General features: G+C 66.8%; 21 protein-coding genes. 15 read left to right on the top strand and 6 right to left on the bottom strand.

Features of this window, described 5'->3' with window-relative positions; genetic code table 11:
• Window positions 1–142: 142 nt before the first annotated feature.
• Entirely contained in the window at window positions 143–1900 is a 1758-nt protein-coding gene (cydD, locus tag THI_RS00290; RefSeq protein WP_013104215.1) for a thiol reductant ABC exporter subunit CydD, read from the top strand.
• On the top strand, window positions 1900–3687 hold the full coding sequence (gene cydC, locus THI_RS00285; RefSeq protein WP_013104214.1) for a thiol reductant ABC exporter subunit CydC: 1788 nt from the start codon (window positions 1900–1902) through the stop codon (window positions 3685–3687). The genes cydD and cydC overlap by 1 nt, the downstream gene beginning before the upstream one ends.
• Before the next feature lie 6 nt (window positions 3688–3693).
• Here cydC and ubiM read toward each other — a convergent pair whose 3' ends face one another.
• The 4 genes from ubiM to THI_RS00265 form a co-directional block, all read right to left on the bottom strand.
• Window positions 3694–4923 carry a 5-demethoxyubiquinol-8 5-hydroxylase UbiM gene (ubiM, locus tag THI_RS00280; protein WP_013104213.1) on the bottom strand — a complete coding sequence of 410 codons (1230 nt, stop codon included), beginning with the start codon at window positions 4921–4923 and terminating at the stop codon, window positions 3694–3696.
• A 44-nt stretch (window positions 4924–4967) separates the two neighbouring features.
• Window positions 4968–6371: a dihydrolipoyl dehydrogenase gene (locus THI_RS00275; protein WP_013104212.1), complete on the bottom strand. Its 1404-nt coding sequence runs from the start codon at window positions 6369–6371 to the stop codon at window positions 4968–4970.
• Window positions 6372–6464: 93 nt separating this feature from the next.
• The gene (locus THI_RS00270) at window positions 6465–6797 is read right to left on the bottom strand and encodes a YegP family protein (RefSeq protein ID WP_013104211.1); all 333 of its coding nucleotides are present in this window, start codon (window positions 6795–6797) and stop codon (window positions 6465–6467) included.
• A gap of 218 nt (window positions 6798–7015) precedes the next feature.
• Window positions 7016–7861 carry a 23S rRNA (adenine(2030)-N(6))-methyltransferase RlmJ gene (locus THI_RS00265; protein WP_013104210.1) on the bottom strand — a complete coding sequence of 282 codons (846 nt, stop codon included), beginning with the start codon at window positions 7859–7861 and terminating at the stop codon, window positions 7016–7018.
• Between the two features lie 104 nt (window positions 7862–7965).
• Between THI_RS00265 and pyrE the strand changes: the two genes are divergently transcribed.
• The 11 genes from pyrE (at window position 7966) to THI_RS00210 (ending at window position 16219) form a co-directional block, all read left to right on the top strand.
• Window positions 7966–8664, top strand: coding sequence for an orotate phosphoribosyltransferase (pyrE, locus tag THI_RS00260; protein ID WP_013104209.1), 699 nt, complete (start codon window positions 7966–7968; stop codon window positions 8662–8664).
• A gap of 32 nt (window positions 8665–8696) precedes the next feature.
• On the top strand, window positions 8697–10160 hold the full coding sequence (locus tag THI_RS00255; protein ID WP_013104208.1) for a sensor histidine kinase: 1464 nt from the start codon (window positions 8697–8699) through the stop codon (window positions 10158–10160).
• The gene (locus THI_RS00250; RefSeq protein WP_013104207.1) at window positions 10157–10660 is read left to right on the top strand and encodes a hypothetical protein; all 504 of its coding nucleotides are present in this window, start codon (window positions 10157–10159) and stop codon (window positions 10658–10660) included. The genes THI_RS00255 and THI_RS00250 overlap by 4 nt, the downstream gene beginning before the upstream one ends.
• 9 nt (window positions 10661–10669) lie before the next feature.
• Window positions 10670–12040, top strand: a complete 1371-nt coding sequence (locus THI_RS00245) for a sigma 54-interacting transcriptional regulator (RefSeq protein WP_013104206.1) — start codon at window positions 10670–10672, stop codon at window positions 12038–12040.
• A 239-nt stretch (window positions 12041–12279) separates the two neighbouring features.
• On the top strand, window positions 12280–12519 hold the full coding sequence (locus THI_RS00240) for a hypothetical protein (RefSeq protein WP_041608833.1): 240 nt from the start codon (window positions 12280–12282) through the stop codon (window positions 12517–12519).
• Window positions 12520–12559: 40 nt separating this feature from the next.
• A complete protein-coding gene (locus THI_RS00235) occupies window positions 12560–13003 on the top strand; it encodes a YeeE/YedE family protein (protein WP_013104204.1) in 444 nt (147 codons plus the stop codon).
• Window positions 13004–13027: 24 nt separating this feature from the next.
• Window positions 13028–13504, top strand: coding sequence for a DUF6691 family protein (locus tag THI_RS00230; protein ID WP_013104203.1), 477 nt, complete (start codon window positions 13028–13030; stop codon window positions 13502–13504).
• Between the two features lie 11 nt (window positions 13505–13515).
• Window positions 13516–13848 (top strand): BON domain-containing protein, encoded by a 333-nt coding sequence (locus THI_RS00225; protein WP_041608832.1) that lies wholly within the window; start codon window positions 13516–13518, stop codon window positions 13846–13848.
• Between the two features lie 159 nt (window positions 13849–14007).
• Entirely contained in the window at window positions 14008–15267 is a 1260-nt protein-coding gene (locus THI_RS00220) for an OmpP1/FadL family transporter (protein WP_013104201.1), read from the top strand.
• 140 nt (window positions 15268–15407) lie between these two features.
• A complete protein-coding gene (locus tag THI_RS00215; RefSeq protein WP_013104200.1) occupies window positions 15408–15695 on the top strand; it encodes a PepSY domain-containing protein in 288 nt (95 codons plus the stop codon).
• Entirely contained in the window at window positions 15692–16219 is a 528-nt protein-coding gene (locus THI_RS00210; RefSeq protein ID WP_013104199.1) for a cytochrome b/b6 domain-containing protein, read from the top strand. The genes THI_RS00215 and THI_RS00210 overlap by 4 nt, the downstream gene beginning before the upstream one ends.
• 42 nt (window positions 16220–16261) lie before the next feature.
• Here the strand turns inward: THI_RS00210 and THI_RS00205 are convergent, their stop codons facing one another.
• Window positions 16262–16900, bottom strand: a complete 639-nt coding sequence (locus THI_RS00205) for an MBL fold metallo-hydrolase (protein ID WP_013104198.1) — start codon at window positions 16898–16900, stop codon at window positions 16262–16264.
• Between the two features lie 159 nt (window positions 16901–17059).
• On the opposite strand from THI_RS00205, the gene THI_RS00200 reads away from it, so the two are divergent.
• Window positions 17060–18886, top strand: a complete 1827-nt coding sequence (locus THI_RS00200; protein WP_231836278.1) for a diguanylate cyclase — start codon at window positions 17060–17062, stop codon at window positions 18884–18886.
• 200 nt (window positions 18887–19086) lie between these two features.
• Window positions 19087–19446: a c-type cytochrome gene (locus THI_RS00195; protein ID WP_013104196.1), complete on the top strand. Its 360-nt coding sequence runs from the start codon at window positions 19087–19089 to the stop codon at window positions 19444–19446.
• Window positions 19447–19452: 6 nt separating this feature from the next.
• On the opposite strand, the gene THI_RS00190 is transcribed toward THI_RS00195, so the two are convergent.
• Window positions 19453–19899 carry an ExbD/TolR family protein gene (locus THI_RS00190; protein ID WP_013104195.1) on the bottom strand — a complete coding sequence of 149 codons (447 nt, stop codon included), beginning with the start codon at window positions 19897–19899 and terminating at the stop codon, window positions 19453–19455.
• Window positions 19900–19905: the final 6 nt, after the last annotated feature.

The raw sequence follows: 19905 nt of genomic DNA, 5'->3' as shown, positions 1-19905 counted from the left end.
CACGCCCGCTGCTGCCCTCTCGGGGGCGTGAGACGACCGGCCATGCCGACCGTGCCCGAAAAACAGTCCGCTCGCCCAGCATCGGCGCTCCGGCACAGGTTCACGGAATTCTGCCGCCCAGACTCCTAGCTGCACCTCTATCTTGGCAACCTCCGAAGAACTCTGGCTCAAGGCCCGCAAAAAAGATATCCGCCCGCAGCTCAATCGCGCCGTGGGGCTGGGGCTGTTTGCCGGCTGGCTGATCATCGTGCAGGCCTGGCTGCTGGCGCGGGTGGTGTCGGTGGTCATCATCGATCATCAGCATCTCGCCGATGTGTGGGGTTATCTGGCGGCGATGCTGCCGATTTTTGCGCTGCGTTTCGCGCTGATGCGAGCGGCTGAAAACGTGGCCTTCGAAGCCGCGGCGCAGGTGCGGCGCGATTTGCGCGGACGTCTTTACGAGCATCTGCAGGCGCTGGGGCCGCTTTGGCTCACGCGCCAGTCCAGCGGCGACATCGCCAACACCATCGTGACCGGCATCGACGCGCTCGAAGCCTATTACGCGCGCTACCTGCCCAATATGTCGCTCACGGCGCTGGTGCCGCTGTCGATTCTGGTGTTCGTGCTGCCGCAGGACTGGGTGTCGGGCCTGGTGCTGTTGTTGACCGCGCCGCTGATTCCGATTTTCATGATTTTGATCGGCAAGGGCACGGAAACCCTCAACCAGCAGCAATGGCAGTTGCTCTCGCGCATGAGCGCGCGATTTCTCGATTCGCTGCAGGGGCTGACCACGCTCAAACTGTTTGGCGTGAGCCGCCACGAGGCCGAGGTGGTGGCTGCGCTCACCGAGGAATACCGCATCGGCACCATGAAGGTGTTGCGGGTGGCGTTTCTGTCTTCTGTGGCGCTGGAATTCATGTCCACCATCAGCATTGCGATGGTGGCGGTTTTTATCGGTTTTCGCCTGTTTTACGGTGAGATGCAGTTTTTTAACGGCTTTTTCGTGCTGCTTTTGGCGCCCGAGTTTTATCTGCCGCTGCGCAATATGGGCACTTTCTACCACGCCCGCATGGAGGCGATCGGCGCTGCGCAAAACCTGCTCAAGCTGCTCGACACCCCGATTCCGCCGCATGCCCAGACCACTGGCGGCACGCAGAAATTGGACGCGGGGCAAGAGGTGCGGATTCGCTTTGACGCCGTGACGGTGCGCCACGCCGCCGATCTGCCGCCCGCGCTCGACGCGGTGAGCTTTGCCGCCCTACCGCGCGGCCTCACCGCGCTGGTGGGCGCCAGCGGCGCGGGCAAGAGCACCGCGCTGCATGCGCTGATGGCGCTGGTGCAACCCGAGGCCGGGCGCATTCTGGTGAACGAAACGCCACTGACCACGCTCGACGCCACCGACTGGCTGCGGCATGTGGCCTGGGTGCCGCAGCGTCCGCATGTGTTCGAGGGTACGGTGCGCGACAACATCGCGCTGGGCCAGTCCGACCCGCCGCAGGACGAAGTGGAGCGCGCCGCCCGCGCCGCGCAGGCGCATGACTTCATCGCCGCGCTGCCGCAGGGCTACGACACCCCGCTGGGCGAGCGCGGTCTGGGCTTGTCGGGCGGACAGGTGCAGCGTCTGGCGCTGGCGCGGGCGCTGCTCAAGCCAGCAAAGCTGGTGCTGCTCGACGAAGCCACGGCGCAGCTCGACGCGCAGACGCAGGCGCAGGTCGGCGCGGCCATTCTGGCCCTGGCAAAAGAGCGCTGCGTCATTCTTGCCGCGCACCGCCTGAGCACGGTGCTGCAGGCCGATCATGTGGTGGTGCTCGAAGCCGGGCGCGTGATCGAACAGGGCGCGCCCGCCGATCTGCTGAGGGCCGACGGCGCCTTTGCCCGGCTGGTGCGCGCCCACGAGCCCGCTGTTCAGGAGCAAGCCTGATGCGCTGGAACCCGCTGCCGCCCGATTTCGATCTGCCCCAGGCCCGCGCCGATTTGAAGCGGCTCGTCGGTTTGTTTGCGCCCTACCGCAACTGGATGTTGTGGGGCGCGCTCGCCGCGCTGCTCACCCTGCTCGCCAATGTGGCACTGATGACGGCCTCGGGCTGGTTCATCGCGCAAATGGCGCTGGTCGGCCTGGTGGGCGCGGCGATGGATTACTTCACCCCGGCCGCCTTCATCCGCGGCATGGCCATCACCCGCACCGCCGGGCGCTATATCGAACGCCTGATCACGCACGAAGCCACCTTCCGGCTGCTGCAGGAACTGCGGGTGTGGTTCTACCGACGGCTGGAGCCGCTGGCCCCGGCGCGGCTGCAAGAGCTGCGCAGCGCCGACCTGAGCAGCCGCCTCATCAGCGACATCGACGCGCTCAACCACCTCTACCTGCGCGTGCTCGTGCCCGTGGGCGTGGCGCTGCTGGGCGGCGCGCTTATTCTGGGCATGATGACGCTCTACAGCGGGCGGGTGGCGGCGTCCACCCTGCTGTTCCTGCTGCTGGCCGGGGTGGCCGTGCCCCTGCTCACCTTCCGCCTGGGGCATGGCCCGGGGCGGCGGCTGGTTGCGCTGCGCGCCGAATTGCGCAGCGCCGCAGTCGATGGCTTGCAGGGGCTGGGCGAGCTGCGGGTTTATGGCGGGGCGGCGCGGCAGGCGCAGCGCATCGACGCGCTGACCGACGTCATGATCGGCCAGCAGCGCCAGCTCAGCCGCGCCACCGGCCTGTCACAAGGGCTGCTCGGGCTGTCGGCCAATCTGGCGATGTGGTGTGCGCTGTTGCTGGCCATTCCGCTGGTGACTGATGCGTCCATCACCCCGGCCGAACTGCCGATGCTGGCGCTGTTCGTACTCTCCAGTTTCGAGGCGGTTTTGCCGCTGCCGCTGGCGCTGCAGATGCTGGGCGAGACCTTGGCCGCGGCGCGGCGGGTGTTCGGCATTCTCGACGCCCGGCCGCAGGTGGAGGAGCCCGCCGACATGCCCGTGCCGCAGTGGGAGCGCGCCGATGTCGAGATCGACGGCCTGCGGCTGCGCTACCCCGGCGCACGCGGCGAGGCGGCCTGGGCGCTCGACGGCCTGAGCCTGCAGCTGCGCGCGGGCGAGCGCGTCGCCCTGGTCGGCCCCAGCGGCGCGGGCAAGAGCACGCTGGTGCAGGCGCTGCTGCGGTTCTGGGACTATCAGGAGGGCAGCGTGCGCATCGGCGGCCACGACCTGCGCGCCTGGCCGGGCGAGGCGCTGCGCGCGCACATCGCCGTGGTGTCGCAAGACACCTATCTGTTCAACACCACCATTCGCGACAACCTCATGCTGGCCAAGCCTGAGGCCACGGAGGACGAAGTGATCGCGGCGTGCAAGGCGGCGCAGTTGCACGACTTCATCGCCGCGCTGCCCGAGGGGTATGAAACCTGGGTGGGCGAGGCCGGCATGCGGCTGTCGGGCGGACAAGCGCGGCGCGTGGCCATCGCCCGCGCGCTGCTGCGCAACGCGCCGCTGCTCATTCTCGACGAACCCACCGAGGGCCTGGACGCGCTGACCGAGCGCGATCTGCTGCGCGACCTGGTGCAACTGATGCAGGGCCGCACCGTGCTGCTGATCAGCCACCGCATCGCCGCGCTGCCCGCTGCGGTCGACCGGGTACTGGTGATGGAAGCCGGCCGGGTGGTGGAGGCCGGCGCGCCCGCCGAGTTGCTGGCGCGGCAGGGCGGCGCCTTCCGCGCGCTGCACGACGCGCTGTAAATCGGCTCAGGCCAGACGCGGCAACAGCCCGCGCAGGCTCAATCCGTCTTCGCTCAGCGCGGTGGCGATGGCCAGGCGCAGGGGGCCGATGCGGCTGGAGGCATCGAGCACCAGTCGGCGTACCAGGCGGGCCGGGCCGCGGTCGTCGGTGTAGAGCGTGGCGATGGCTTGCGTGGCCAGATACAGCGGGCGCGTCGCGCGGCGATGCGCCGCCTCGAAGCGCTGCAGGCGCTCGGGCGCGGCGATGTCGGTACCCGCGCGCGCGGCGGCCAGAATTTCGCGCGACAGCAGATCGACGCCGTGCAGACCGAAGTTGAAGCCATGCGCGGTCACCGGGTGCATGCCCACGGCGGCGTCGCCGATCAGGGCGAAACGCGGCGCGACAAAGCGCTGGGCATAAACCCCGACCAGCGGATAGGTGTGACGGCTGCCCGCGCGTTTCATTTCGCCCAGACGACCCTGATAGCGCCGGGTGATGTCGCGCTCGAAGTCGGCATCGGGCAGCTCCAGCAATGCCTGCATCTCATGCTGCGGCAGGGTGAGCACCACGGACGAGAGGTGCTCGGACAAGGGCAGCAAGGCCAAGGTCTGGCCGATACCGAACCATTCCCACGCGGTGTGGTGATGCGGCTGCTCATGCTGCATGCGGCACACCAGCATGGTCTTGCCGAAGTCGTGCGAGTCGGCGCCGATGCCCATCTTGCGCCGGGTTTCGGAAAACCGGCTGTCGGCGGCGATCAGCAGCTTCGCCCGGATAGTCTGGGCCGGGGCAGCGGCCGCCGCTGCCTGCGCCGGTTCGAGGTCGAGCTCAACGCCCTGCGCATCAGTGCGCACCGCGCCCAGACGGGTCTGGTCGAACAGGGTGTATTCGCTTTGGCCCTGCACCGCAGCCCAAACCGCGCGGCGGATTTGCTGATTGGGCACGAGGGCGCCGAGCTGGGTTTTGCCGCGCAGCGGCGATACGCGCATGGGATGCGGATCGTTGCCGTTGAGCACCACGGCGTGTTCGAGCGGAAACACCTGATCGGGCGCGATGTGGTCGAACACCCCGGACTCGCGCAAGGTGCGCAGGGTGCGCAGGCTGAGCGCAATTTCGCGGCCGTCGAAAGGGGGGTCGGCCAGCGCGGCCGCGCTTTGCTGCTCGACGAGGGCGATGCGCAGGCCGCTGCCAGCCAGCGCCCGCACCATGGACAGACCGGCCGGGCCGGCGCCGATGATGGCGAGATCGAACGTCATGTCAAAGTCCTGTGAAACGGTCATAAAGAAAGTTTGTCTAGTGTTTACAGCCGCGCCATTTCCAGCGGCGCTTCACCATACACCGCGCGCGCCAGCACCCGCAACGCCGCGCGCAAACCCTCTTCGAGCACCGGGTGATAGAAGGGCAGGGTGAGCAGTTCGGCCACGGTCATGTTGCGCTGCAGGGCCAGGGCCAGCAGATGCCCCAGATGCTCGGCGCCGGGCACGCACATCTCCGCCCCCAGCAGTTTGCCGCTGCCGGGCTCGGCGTACACATGCAATTGTCCGGCCGCGCGCAGCATGGCCATGGCGCGCGCCTGCTGGGCGAAGTTGAACCCGCCGGTAGCAAACGACCGCCCCTGCAACGCCTGCCAGGTCTGGCCGACCACGGCAATCTGCGGATCGGTGAAGGCGATGGCCAGCGGCACGCGACGGCGAAAGCACGTCGTGCCATGCAGGGCATTGAAGGCGGCGATGAAGCCTTCGTCGGACGCCTCGTGCAGCACTTGCAGCTCGCCGTTCACGTCGCCGGTGAAATACACCGGCAGGTCGCCGATCTGCAGGGTGTTGCGGTCGAAGTCGGGCAGGCCGCGGGCGTCGAGCGGCACGCCCAGCGTTTGAAGCCCAAGGCCGTCGGTGTTGGTGCGCCGCCCCATGGCTGCCAGCACGGCATCGACCTCGACCGGGCTTTCGCCGTTGTCCACGATCAGCGTGCCCGCAGCCCCTTCGCGCAGATCGACGGCGCGGCCCAGATGGAGAGGAAATTCGGCGCCGATGCGGTGTTGCGCCTCGGCCTGGATGACCGGATCGGTCAACGGCCCGAGGCTTTCGCGCAGCTCGAAGCCGTGCACGTCCAGGCCCAGCCGTGCCAGCGCCTGCCCCAGTTCGAGGCCGATCACCCCCAACCCGACCACGGCGATGCGGCGCGGCAGATCGGGGCGCTCGAACAGGTCGTCGGTGGTGAGAATGCGGTTGCCAAACGCCTGCCACGCTTGCGGCACCACCGGACGGCTGCCGGTGGCGATGAGAATGCGGTCGGCGGCGATGACCTCTTCGCGTCCGTCGTCGTGGGTGACGATGACGCGACCCGGCCCGTCGAGCCGGGCCCGCCCGGCGATGTTCTGCGCAGGCTGCAGGCTGTGAGTCGCGCCCAGCACCCCGGCCACGCGCGCATCGCGGTAGTCGCGCACCCGCTGCAGCACGGCGGGCAGATCGACCTTGAGCCCCTCGCCGCCGCGGATGCCCAGGGTAGCCAGCTGGCTGCCGCGATGAAAGTCGTCGGCCGCCTGGATCAGCGCCTTGGACGGCATGCAGCCCACTCGGGCGCAGGTGGTGCCGTAGGGGCCGTGGTTGATGATGACAAAGTCGTCGGTGTGCTTGCGCACCTGCGACAGCGCGGTGAGCCCGGCTGTGCCGGCGCCAAGGATGGCGATATGAACGTGACGCACGGAGGAACTCCGGTGAAGAGGACTGCGCGCCAGTCTATCGGCGCGGCTTGACGTCCGTTTTGGGCAGGGTCAAGCCGCGCGGTGCAAAACACTTCAGGTGTGATCGTGCACGGCGGCGTGCTCGGCCTCGGCGTGCACCATGGCGAGCATGGCATCGCGCTTGTCGGCGGTGCCGAACATCGGGCTGGTGCCCACCACCTGATGGTTGGCCGCCTTCAGCGTGAAGTAGGCACGGCCGTCGCTGGCGACCTGTTTTTCAAAGCGCTCGGGCAGCACGCTGTTCTTTTTCACCGAGGCCATGCCATTCTCTGCGGAGGCCTTGCTCTCGTAGTGCTCGCTGCTCAGCAGCGTGCCGCCATCGGCCGCTTTGAGCGAAAAGTGGAACTGACCTTTTTCGTTTTTGTGCAATTCAAAGCGGACTGCCATAGAGAACTCCTGGATGGGTAAGTCGATGCCGGGCGACGCAGGCGCTTGTCGGGCAAAGCGCGCGCCGATGGACGAATGGGAAGAAGGGCAGGGACGACGCATCCCCACACGCCCCGAATGGTCGGCGCGTTCCGTGACAAATGCAAGACTTTCGCCCCGACTTTTGACAATAGTTGACAGATCGGCCGCGTATTTGGGGTCGATCAGCCGAGGGTGGATCAGCCGGCCTGCTGCTCCAGCGCGAAATGCGCCCCATTGAATTGCCCGAGCACCCCGGTCAACCAGGGCAGCACCTCGCGCAAGGTGGCGTGCAGCGTCCACGGCGGGTTGATGAGGAACATACCGCTGCCCAGCAGGCCGAAGCCGCTGGCGTCGGGTTCGCGTACCTGCATGCGCACATCGAGCCAGTCGGCCTGGCCTGCGATGCGGCGCAGCTGTTGCGGCAGCAGGTGCGACTCGCGCCGCTGCAGCACCGGGTACCACACCGCATAGGTGCCGACGGCAAAGCGCTGCAGCGCGTCGCTGACCGTGTTGCGCAGCGCGGCGTAATCGGTCTTGAGTTCGTAAGACGGGTCGAGCAGCACGACGGCGCGGCGGTCTTGCGGCGGCAGCAGGCTTTTGAGGGCGACAAAACCGTCGGCACAGCGCACCTGCACCCCCGGCTGCGCGCCGAATGTGGCGTCGAGCACGCGGTGATCGGTGGGGTGCAGCTCGAACAGCCGCAGCTTGTCTTGCGGCCGCATGAGCTGGTGGGCAATGCCGGGCGAGCCGGGGTAGTAGAGCAGCGGGCCACCCGTGTTGAAGGCGCGAATCTGCGCGAGGTAGTCTTGCACCGCCTCCGGCGCGTCCTTGCGGTTCCAGAGGCGTTCGATGCCGTCGGCGTACTCGGCATTTTTTTGCGCTGAGGCTTCGTGCAGGGGGTAACCCCCGGCGCCCGCGTGGGTGTCGATCACCCAATAGGGTTTTTCTTTGCGGTTCATGTGCCGGAGCACCTGCACCAGCACCAGATGTTTGAGCACGTCGGCGTGGTTGCCGGCGTGAAAGGCGTGTCGGTAGGCGAGCATGTGTGCACTGTAGCCGCTGACGCGCCGGGGAGAAATCCTGCGGCACAATGCCGTTCTGAATCTGCGGCGCGTCTTGCTGCGCCGCTCCACCCTGCACCGCCATCATGTCCTCCCCTTCTCCTGCAACCGCTTCCGCGCCAAGTGCGCTCCCCAACGCGCTCGACTTCATCCGTTTCGCCGTCGACAGCGGCGTGATCGCCTTTGGCGACTTCACCACCAAGGCGGGGCGGCAGTCGCCCTATTTTTTCAACGCCGGTTTGTTCAACGACGGCGCCATGCTGGCGCGGCTGGCGCAGTTTTATGCGCGCGCGCTGCTGGAGAGCGGCGTGACGTTCGACATGCTGTTCGGCCCGGCGTACAAGGGCATTCCGCTCGGCGCAGTGGTCGCGGTGGAACTGGCGCGACTGGGCCGCAATGTGGGCTTCGCCTACAACCGCAAGGAAGCCAAGGATCACGGCGAGGGCGGCAGCACCGTGGGCGCGCCCATCCGCGGCCGGGTGGTCATCGTCGATGACGTGATTTCCGCGGGAACGGCCACGGGCGAATCGGTCCGGCTGATCCGCGCGGCAGGGGCCGAACCCGCCGCCGTGCTCATCGCGCTCGACCGCCAGGAGAAGGCCGCAATTCAGGGCCGCACCCTCGACGTTTCGGCCGTACAGCACGTCAGCCGCGAGTACGGGCTGCCGGTCATTTCCATCGCCAATCTCGACAGCCTGCTCGCCTATCTGGCCGACAGCGGCCACCCAGAGCTGGCGCGCTGGCGGCCCGCGGTGCAGCAGTACCGCGACACTTACGGGGTCTGACACAGCACGCAAGAGTCGCGAACGAATCCGCCATGACCCTCAAGCTGCGCGCGCCGCTCGGCATCTCTTTTTCCGCGCTGCTGTTGTGGAGCTTTGCGCTGGTGGGGCTGCCGCTGCTCATCGGGCTGTCGGTCACGGCGTATCTGTTCGATCAGGTGGCCACGCAGGCGCGCAGCTCGGTGGCCGTGGCGGTGCAGCTCACGCGCACCTCGCGCCAGATCGCCCAGGACATCGACAACCTGCAGCGGGCCAGCGGCCAGTGTCTGGTGCTGCAGGACGCCGCGCTGTGCAGCGGGGTGAAGCAGGCGCATGAGGCTTTCGTGCACGATGCCGCGCAACTCCAGGCCATGCCGCTGCCGCCCGACCAGCAGCACACCCTCTACAGCCTGAACACGCAGGAAGCGGCGCTGTTTTCCGGGGTCATGGCCTCGGGCAAGGTGAAGGATGGCGCTCGGGTGTTCAACGCGCTCAACCCGCAATTCGACGCCATGCGCCTGTCGGCCGACAGGCTGATCAACCACAGCAACGGCCTGGTCGATGCGCTGGAAGCGCGGCTGCTGCAGGTCTCCAACCGCGTGTGGTCGGTGCTGGGCTGGCTGGCGCTGGCCAGCGTGAGCCTGTCGGTCTGTCTGGCGCTGCTGTTCTCCTGGCTGCTCAGCCAGCCCTTGCGACAGATCAAACGCTCCATCCGCCGTCTGGGCGAAGGGCAGCTCGATCAGGCGCCCAGCGTGGCTGGGCCGCGCGATCTGGTCGATCTGGGCGTGCAACTCGACTGGCTGCGCCGCAGGCTGGCCGATCTGGAGGCGCAGAAAATCCAGTTGCTGCGGCATGTGTCGCACGAGCTCAAAACCCCGCTGGCCTCGATGAAAGAGGGCGTGGACTTGCTGGCCGAAGGCGTGCCCGGCCCGCTCAACGCCGAGCAGCAGTCGATCACCCGCATCATGCGCGGCAATGTGCGCGACCTGCACCACCGCATCGACAGCCTGATCCATTACGACAGCGCGCTGCATCACCCCGAACCGCTGCAGATCGGCCCGGTGAAGCTGCGCTTATTGCTTGCCAGTTTGATCCGCCGCAATCATCTCACGCTGCGGGCGAAAGGCGTGCATGTGGAGTGCGGCTGTGCTGCGCTACAAGTGCAGGGCGACCGCGCCAAGCTGGAAAGCCTGTTCGAGAACCTGCTGGTCAACGCCATCCGTTTCAGCCCGCAGGGCGGCCGAATCGGATTCGACGCCAATCGGGTCGAAGGCGGCGTTGAAATCTGCGTCAGCGATCAGGGCCCGGGCGTGGCGCCAGAAGACCGCAAGCAGTTGTTCCAACCGTTTTTCCAGGGCCGCAACCAGCCGGCCAGCGCCTTGCGCGGCACCGGGCTCGGTCTGGCGCTGGCGCGGCAATACGCCCAGATGCACGGCGGCACCTTGGAGCTCGCGCCCCACCCCGGCCCCGGCGCGGTGTTTCGCGTGTTTCTTCCAGACCAAGCTCAAAATCCGGTATGACCTTGCCACGTTTTCTACGCCAACGCTTCATTCTTTCCCTCGCGCTGCCGCTCGCGCTGACGTCCTGCGCCGAACTGCCGCGGTTGGCTCAAATGGCCGCACCAACGACCTCCGGCTCGGCCCCGACCGATCGCCTCGACGAAACCACCCTCGACCGCCTGCTGCGCGACACCCCGCAGACCGTGGGCCCGGCGCTGCAGAGCCAGACGGCGCGGCTGCTGGCGCTGGGCAAGCGGCGCGGGGTTGCCGAACAACTGCAGCTCGCCATGCTGCTGCTGGCGCGCGGCGAGCCGGGCGACGCCGAACTTGCACAGAATTTGCTTGAAGGTGTGCGAGCCCGCGCTGACGATGTGCCGATGCGCAACTTCATCACCCTGCTGCAGCGCGATGCCGCGCAGCAACTCGCCCTGCAGCAGGCGCAGAAAAACGTCCAGGCCCTGCAAAAGCAGATCGACCAGATCAAATCGCTGGAGACCCAGCTCCAGAACCGCAGCCGCTGATCCCACCCCATGCCCGCAACCGTTCTTCTGGTGGATGACGACCCCGACCTGCGCCAGCTGCTGGCCATCCGTCTGCGCTCGGCCGGCTACGCGCCCGTCACCGCCGCCAGCGGCGCCGAGGCGCTGGGCAGCCTGGCGGCCAGCCGCCCCAGCGCGGTCATCACCGATCTGCGCATGGACGGTATGGACGGGCTGTCGCTGTTCGAGCACATCCGCGCGCAAGACCCATCGCTGCCGGTCATCATCCTCACCGCGCACGGCACCATTCCCGACGCGGTGGACGCCACGCAGCGCGGCGTGTTCGGCTTTCTGACCAAGCCGTTCGAAGCGCGCGAGCTGCTTGCCCTGCTGGAGCGTGCGATCGCGCTGCAGCCCAAGCAAGCCGCCGCGCCCTCGCCCAAGGACGAAGCCTGGCGCGCCGACATTCTCACCGCCAGTCCGCGCATGCTCGCACTGCTGTCCGAAGCCGGACTGGTGGCGCGCAGCGAGGCCAGCGTGCTCATTCGCGGCGAGTCGGGCACCGGCAAGGAAATGCTGGCCCGCGCCATTCACCGTGCCAGCGCGCGGCAGGCCGGGCCGTTCGTCGCCATCAACTGCGCCGCCATTCCCGAAACCCTGCTCGAGTCGGAACTTTTCGGCCATGCCAAGGGTTCGTTCACCGGCGCCAGCCAGGCGCAGACCGGGCTGTTCCAGCAGGCCAGCGGCGGCACGCTGTTTCTCGACGAGATCGGCGATATGCCGCTGCCGCTGCAGGTCAAGCTGCTGCGCGTGCTGCAAGAGCGCCAGGTGCGCCCGCTGGGCGCGGCGCAGGCGGTGGATGTGGACGTGCGCATCGTCTCCGCCACCCACCGCGATCTCGACGCCGCCATCGCCCTCGGCCAGTTTCGCGACGACCTGTATTACCGCCTCAATGTCGTCACCCTGCACCTGCCGCCGCTGCGCGAGCGACGCGAAGACATCGCCATGCTGGCGCAGCATGCGCTGAAGATCCTCACCCCCCGGCTGCACCGGCGCATCACCGGCTTCACGCCCGACGCGCTCGATCTGCTGCAACAACAAGACTGGCCCGGCAACGTGCGCCAGCTCATGAACGTGGTCGAGCAGTGCTGCGCGCTGAGTACCACCAGCCGCATCCCGGCCACCTCGGTGACGCGAGCGCTGCGGCTCAAACCCACCACCCTGCTGCCTTTCGCCGAAGCCCGCGAACAGTTCGAGCGCGACTATCTGGCCCAGTTGCTCAAGATGAGCAACGGCAATGTCGCCCAGGCCGCGCGGCTGGCGCAACGCAACCGCACCGAGTTCTATCGCCTGCTCGGCAAGCACCATCTCGACCCGGCGCAGTTCAAAGCCGCTGCCGAAGAAGCGCCGCCGCAAGACTAGGGCTTGTCGCACTGTCGCTCCACCGCGACAAAAATCATTCGATAAATCAAGGTGTTGCCAAAACACCGAGCAATCCGTCGCCGCTGCCCGACGCTTTTCTTGGGCAAATCGGCCGTTTGTCGCTGATTTGTGTGATTTTTTCCCTCACTCCCTCTGAAAGCACCCCGGTGGCACAGGGTTTGCACTAGGACTCCGCGCAGATCGCATTGGGTCGATCTGCCCCCAACCGGAGAATCCTCATGCACACCCACCCTTCCCCCGCAGCCCCGCACACCGAACTCGCCCTGGCCCGGTTTCACGCCATGCAGCGCCAGCTGTACGCCCTCGCCGCGCAACTGCGGGCGCTTTACCAGCCCGATCCGCTGGCCCGGCTGCAGCGCCAGCAGGCGCACGACCTCGACCTTCTGCAACGCGAGTTTGACGCCAGCGCCTTGGGCGCATCCCCGCGCCCGATCAGCTCGTCCGGGCCGCGGCGCTGACTCGCCCCTGCCCCCAACTCACCCTGACAGGAGAACCGCCATGTTCACTATCGACTGGTCTGTATTCACCCCTTATTCCGCCCTTGCAGGCGGCGCGTTGATCGGCGCCGCTGCAGGCGCGCTCGCCTTGGGCGGCGGCAAGATCGCGGGCATCAGCGGCATTCTGGGCGGCTCGCTCAGCGACGCTCTGGCCGCGCGTCGCCCGGCCTCGTGGCGGCTGAGTTTTCTCGTCGGCGTGCTCGCGGCTTCGGTGCTGTGGGCGCTGTCGATGCCCCTGCCCGGCGCGCAATTCGAGGCGCCCTGGGGGCTGCTGCTCGTCGGCGGTCTGCTGGTGGGGGTGGGCGCGCGGCTGAGTTCGGGCTGCGCCAGCGGCCACGGTGTCTGCGGGTTGGCGCGGCTGTCGCACCGCTCGCTCGCCGCCGTGGCCACTTTCCTCTCCACCGGCATCATCACCGCGGTATCGGTTCATGCCCTGCTGTACTGACCCTGAGTTCTCAAGGAGATCCTCATGAACAAGCTCGCGTTTTTCTCCGGCCTGCTGTTCGGCCTGGGCGTGCTGCTTTCCGGCATGACCAACCCCGACAAGGTGCTGGGTTTTCTCAATATCGCCGGCGCCTGGGACCCCTGTCTGTTGCTGGTTCTCGTCACCGCCGTCGTCGTGGCCTTCGCGCCCATGCAGCTCGCGCAGCGTCGCAGCAAGGCGCTGCTGGGCGAGCCCATCGCCTTTCCCGATACCCGCAGCATCACCGGCAAGCTGATTCTGGGCAGCGCGGTGTTCGGCGTCGGCTGGGGCATGACCGGGCTGTGCCCCGGCCCGTCGCTGGCCTCACTGGCTTCGCTGCACGCGCCGCAATGGCTGTTTTTCGCCAGCATGATGGCCGGCATGGCGGGCTTCGAGCTGTGGCAGCGCGCCGCGGCCAAGTCATCGCAAACCGCACCGCTCCAAACAAACCGCAAGGCCGCCCCGCTGACGGCCAAACCCTGAAGGAGGCTCTCATGTCCACAACTTCCCCGATGCGCTACCCGCTACGCCCTGCCGGAACCGAGCGGCCGCGCTCCAACACGCCCCGCCCGACGCTACCCGCCGCCCCTGACGACGCCGACCAGCGCCTGCGCGCGCAGGTGCTGGAGCGTCTGAGCCAGACTTCTCTGCGGCACCTCGGCATTCAGATCGAGGTTCAGGCAGGCTTGGTGCGTCTGTGCGGCACCCTGCGCGACCCCAAGCTGCGCACCCATGCGGAATGGCTCGTGTTCACCACGGCAGGGGTGCAGGCGGTGTGCAGCGATTGGCAGATCGACCCCGGCAGGGCTCCGTCCTCGCCGCATTAACACCCGTTCACGCCCATCCCCGAATTCGGCGCCTGCGCGCCGTCCCCAGCGACTTGTCGCGCTCCTCGCACGCCCACCCGTCTGCGCGACGGGTCGGGAGTGTTTTCGCCGCAGCTTTTCGGCTGCGGCGATTTTCTCCCCCTTCCAGCCCCCAGAGCCATGAAAAAACTTGCATTCGTATTTGCCAGCCTTGCCGCACCGGCCGCCCAGGCCACCGACGGTTACTTTCAGCCGGGTTACAGCATCAAATCCAACGGCATGGGGGGCGTGGGCATCGCCCTGCCGCAGGATGCGCTGGCCGCAGCCACCAACCCGGCCGGCATGGCGCTGATCGGCAACCGCGTGGACGGCGGACTGAGCCTGTTCAAGCCCGACCGCAGCGTGAGCACCACCGGCAGTCTGGGGTCGGCCATGGGCCCGGCCGCTGGCACGCCGATCACCGGCACCTATTCGGGCAATGACCAGTCGCTTTTTCTCATTCCCGAAATCGGGATGAACTGGATGCTCAACCCGCGCATGGCCGTCGGCATCAGCATGTACGGCAACGGCGGCATGAACAGTGGCTACTCTGAAATTTTTCCGCCCCTGCAAGCGGGCACCGGGGTCGATCTGCAGCAGATTTTCATCTCGCCGTCCTTCGCCATGAAGCTCGACGACAACAACGCCGTGGGTATCGCCCTCAACCTGGTGAAGCAAACTTTTCGCGCCAACGGCCTGAGCAATTTCAAGGCCTACTCGGTTGATCCGAACAAGCTCACCGACAACGGCCACGACAGCTCCACCGGCGTGGGTGTGCGGCTGGGCTGGACGGGTACGGTCTCCCCCGGCCTCACTCTGGGCGCCACCTGGCAACCCGAAACCCGCATGAGCAGTTTCAGCAAATACACCGGACTGTTCGCCGGAGGCGCGCATTTCGACATTCCCGAAACCTACGGCCTGGGCTTTGCCTGGACGCCCGTGCCGCGGTGGACCCTGGCCGGCGACGTGGTGCGCATCAACTACGCCAAGGTCAAGGCCATCGGCAATACCGCCGACTGCTTCTATCAGCAGCAATGCCTGCTCGGCCAGGACAACGGCCCGGCTTTCGGCTGGAAGAACATCACGGTGATCAAGCTCGGCGCGGCCTACCAGTACAGCCCCGACCTGACCCTGCGCTTCGGCTGGAACCACGCCGACAACCCGGTGCTGAGTTCACAGGTCTTTCTCAACACCATCGCCCCCGCGGTTACCCAAGACCACCTCACCCTCGGCGCCACCTATGCGGTGAGCAAGGACATGGAAGTCTCGGTGGATTACGTCCATGCGCTCGACAACAGCGTGACCGGCCCGCTGCCGCCCGGCTTCGCCACGGCGGGCTCGACGGAAACCGTGCGCATGAACCAGAACACGCTGGGCGTGTCGGTCGGCTGGAAGTTTTGAGCGCCCCTACGGCCGGGCTGCGGCATTGACCCGAAGGAGCGCAGGGAATTATCTCGCAAACAAATGCGAATCGTTATTATTTATTACATTATTTTCGTCGTCTCGCATTTCGCACCCCTTCCCTCTTTTTTGGAGCCTCCATGTCGCATCCCGCCCTTTTCCTCTCCCGTGCCGCCGTGGCTGCCTTTGGCGCGCTGAGCTTGTCCACCGCCTTCGCCGGGCCGCAGTGCACCAACCAGCCGCAATCGGCGTGGATCGATGCGGGCAAGTTCCAGATGGAGTTGAAGGCGCAGGGCTACGAGATCAACAAATTCAAGATCACCTCGGGGCAGTGCTACGAGATCTATGGCAAGAACCAAGCCGGTAAAAAAGTGGAGATTTACTTCGACCCGGTGAGCGGCAAAATCGTCAAACAGGAAACGCGATGAGCGCCACAGCCGACGCTGAGCGGGTGCCGCTGGCCATCCGGTTATTCCACTGGGCGTTGGCGGCGGCTTTCATCGGCGCGTGGGCGCTGGAAGCCGACTGGCGCGCGGCGCACGAATGGCTGGGCTACGCCGCCGCGGCGCTGGTCGTCTGGCGTCTGGCCTATGCCTGGCGCGCCCCCGCGGACTGGCGCTGGCGCGCACTGCTTCACCCCCCGCGCAAGGTGCTGCGTCATGCCGCGCGGTTGGCGCGCGGACGGGCGGAACTGGCCGCGGGCTACAACCCGATCGCTGCCTGGAACGTTCTCGCCATGTTCGCCATGCTGCTGGCGATCGCCGCCAGCGGCTGGGCGCTGACCACCGACCGCTACTGGGGCGACCAGACGCTGCAGGCGCTGCACGCTGCGCTGGTCGATCTCATGGGGTGGCTCGTCGGCTTTCACCTGCTCGGGGTGGCCGTGGGCAGTTTGCGCGCCCGGGGGTTTTTGCCGCGGTCGATGCTCGACGGGCGCAGGCTGCCGCATTGAGGACTGCGCACCCGCCGCACGCCTTGGCGCTTGCGACGCTTTTCAGGTGCCGCGCACGTAAGGGTTGCTGCGGCGTTGTTCGCCGAAGGTCGACTCTGGCCCATGCCCGGGAATGAACACCGTGTCATCGCCCATGGGCCAGAGCTTGCCGGTGATGCTGTCGAGCAGCTGCTGATGATTGCCGCCGGGAAAATCGGTGCGGCCGATCGACCCGGCGAACAACACATCGCCCACCCAGCAACGCCGCGCCTCGGGCTGGTGGAAAACCACATGACCCGGCGTGTGGCCAGGGCAATGCCGCACGGTGAAGGGCAGCGAGCCGAGCTGCAGGGTGTCGCCATCGGCCAGCCAGCGGTCTGGCGTGAACGTCTTGGCGGGCGGAAAGCCGAACCTTTGCGCCTGCTGCGGCAGGGCGTCGATCCAGAACTGATCGCCCGGATGCGGGCCGATGATGGGCACGCCCGCGCGCTGCGCCACTTCCGCCGCGGCGCCCGCATGGTCGATGTGAGCGTGAGTCAGCCAGACCGCACGCAGCGTCACGCCGGCCTCGACCACCGCCTGCAGCAAACGATCCACCTCGCCGCCGGGGTCGGTGAAAACCGCCTCCTGCGTGGCGTCATCCCACACGAGACAGGTGTTCTGGGCAAAGGCGGTGACCGGGAGAATGCGGTAGCGGAGCATGGCTTGAAGCGGATGATTTGACACAGAAAGGGCAGGCGATCCAGTCTATAGCGGAATCTTCTGCCTCCCCCTGCTGAGAGGGATTGAAGCGACATCTGCCGCTCCCTACACTGGTTTTCCCTTTTTCCGACCGCCCGGCCAGTTCGCCCATGCCCCGCCATGCCTCGCCTGCCATTGCACTCCCATCGACGCGAGAGGCCGCGTGCGCAGATGCTGCTGCAGGCCGTCATGCTGCTGGTGCTGATGATGTCGGCGCCCATGTCAATGCCCGCCTGGGCGGCTGCCCCCTCCGGCGCTAATGCGAGCCCGTTGGTGGTTCTGGTGCCGCAGGATCTCCGGCACCAGAACCTGCAACACTCGCTGCAGGTTTACCGCGAAAACGGCAAGCGCCTGGAGCCCAGCGCCGTGGCCGCCTTGCCCGATGCGCGGTTCCAGGCGGTCAACGGCAGCAATCTGGGCATCAGCGAAGACGCCCTCTGGTTGCGGGTGCATCTGTTTCGCAGCGCGCAGTCGCCCGAGCAGCTAGTGCTGCAATTGGGTCGCCCGGTCTGGCGTGAGGCGCAGGCTTATCTGCTATCGGCCGATCTGGCGCAGGCCAGTGGTGAGCGCCCCGCGGGCATCGGCCAGCTCGACGCCTTGCATTCGCGTTACACCGCCTACGCCTTCCAGCCGCCCGAAGGACCCAGCACGCTGCTGCTTCGCGTGGCGCAGTACGGCGCGCTCACACCCGAATTTCACCTGTGGAACGCGGGGACGTTCCGCCAATACGCGGTGGACGACGCGCTGCTGCAGGGCCTGTTCTACGGCATGGTGGCGGCGCTGCTGATCTACAACGCCTTCCTGTTTCTGAGTACGCATGACCGGGCCTATTTCGCCTACATCCTGTGGCAATCGGCCACTTTGTTCTACATGCTCGCCATTTCGGGCGTAGGGCAGCACCAACTCTGGCCAGACACCCTCGTCTGGAACAGCATCGGCCTGGTGGGCGGATTGCCGTTGATGTGCGCCGGAGGGCTGTATTTCATCCGCGCCTATCTGCTGTTGCCGCGCCACGCGCCGCGTACCGATCTGGCGCTGCAGATCGTGCAATGGCTGGCCATCACCCTCACGGTGGCGGTGTTGCTGCCCAATAGCGAGTGGCTGCTGGTTCCCGCCCAGCTGATCGCGGCGGCCTCGCTGGTGCTGATTGCGTGGGCCGCGGCGGTGCGCTGGCAGCAGCGGTTCATGCCGGCCATCATCCTGCTGCTCAGCCTGTTTCCCCTGCTGATCGTCGGCTTTGCCAACATCGGACGCACTCTGGGCTGGCTTCCAGAGACTTTTCTCACTTCCGACGCGCTGCAGTGGGTTTTGGTGTTTCTCGCTCTGGTGCTGACCTATGGCCTGTCGGTGCGCGTGGCGCAATTGCGCGAACGCGCCACGCGCTTGCAGGATCTGCTGCTCAAAGACCCGCTCACCGGCCTGCTCAACCGCAACGGCCTGTTCGACAGCGGTCAGCGCCAACTCGACCGCACGCAGGACAGCCAGGCATTTGTCGCCGTGCTGTGGCTCGATCTCGACGGCCTCAAGCGCATCAACGATCAGTTCGGCCACGCCGCGGGAGACGCGCTGATCCAGGCCACCTCGGCGCGGCTGCGCGAAGCCTTCGGGCCGGACGCGGTCTGCGCCCGCCTGGGCGGCGATGAGTTCGCCGTCGTGCTACCCAATCTGCCCTCGCCGCGCCTGGCTGAAGACCTGGCCCGGCATGCGCTGGAGCGGCTGCGCGCGCCCTACGCCCTGTCCGGGCGGGAGTTCCGCGCCTCGGGCAGCATCGGCGTGGCGCTATACCCGTCTCATGCGCAAACGCTGGAGGAGTTGCTGCGCCTAGCCGATGTGGCGATGTATCGCGCCAAGGCCCTCGGGCGCGACACCTATGTTGTGTGGGAGCCGGACATGGAGGCCGACGTGCAGACTTCGCTGTTCCAGTTCACCCGCCCGGCACGGTCTTGAAGCGACTCCTGCGTTTCCTTGAGAGCGCCCCCAGGGCTGGGCTGTGCCCAGCCCGCCCCCCGTGGGGGTTCAAGGAAACTTGGGGCGGCCCTGCGTTTCCTTGAGAGCCGACGTTTCCCCTGTGCGCAGCAGGGCTGCTGTAGACAAGCCCGGCCGCAACCCGCACACTAAAGTCTCAACAAATAACGAGGGAGACAACGATGATTCGACCGATGCGACAAATGCGGCGAGCCCTCGCCACCTGCGGCCTGCTTGCTGTGCTGGGTGCGGCGTGGCCACTGGCGCAGGCCGCAGAGGCGGTTCCGCCGCAGTTCGTCGGCGCCAATGTCGCGCAGGGCCAGAAGTATTACGACAATCTCAAATGCGCCGCCTGTCATGCCCAGCGGATGATGGGCTCGTCCTCGGCGATGTACACCCGCGCCGACCGCAAGGTGCACAACCCGCAGCAACTGATGGCGTTCACCCAGATGTGCGTCACCCAGCTCAACCACGACCTGTTTCCGGAAGAGGTGAAAGACATCGCCGCCTACCTCAACCAGACTTACTACAAGTTCAAGTAAGGTCTGCTAGGGCGCCGAGGCCGCGCCGGGCCTGTTTCCCGCAGGCGGCTGGGTGATGAGGCCGATACGGCTCAGGCCCGCATTTTGCGCGGCGCCCATGACCCGGGCGACATCGCCGTAGGGCACGGCGGCGTCGGCGCTGATGTGCACCTCGGTCTTGGGCGACTGTTGCGCGGCGGCGGCAAAACGCGCCGTGAGCTGCGCCAGGGTGATGGTTTGGTCGGCCAGATAAAGTTGCCCATCCTTGCGCAACCCGACATTCAGCACCGTCGGCGCCTGTTGCGCGGCGGGGGCATCGACCTTGGGCAGATCGAGCTTGAGACTGCCGGTGAGCAGCGGTGCGGTGATGATGAAAATCACCAGCAGCACCAGCATGACGTCGATCATCGGCGTCATATTGATGTCGCTCATCGCTTCGCCTTCGTCGCCCTGATCAAAACTGCCGAAGCTCATGGCGCG

The sequence above is a fragment of the Thiomonas arsenitoxydans genome (genome assembly GCF_000253115.1).
GTDB lineage: Bacteria > Pseudomonadota > Gammaproteobacteria > Burkholderiales > Burkholderiaceae_C > Thiomonas > Thiomonas arsenitoxydans.
Note: the sequence above shows the minus strand (reverse complement) of the source record. Positions and strands in the feature narration are given on the sequence as shown.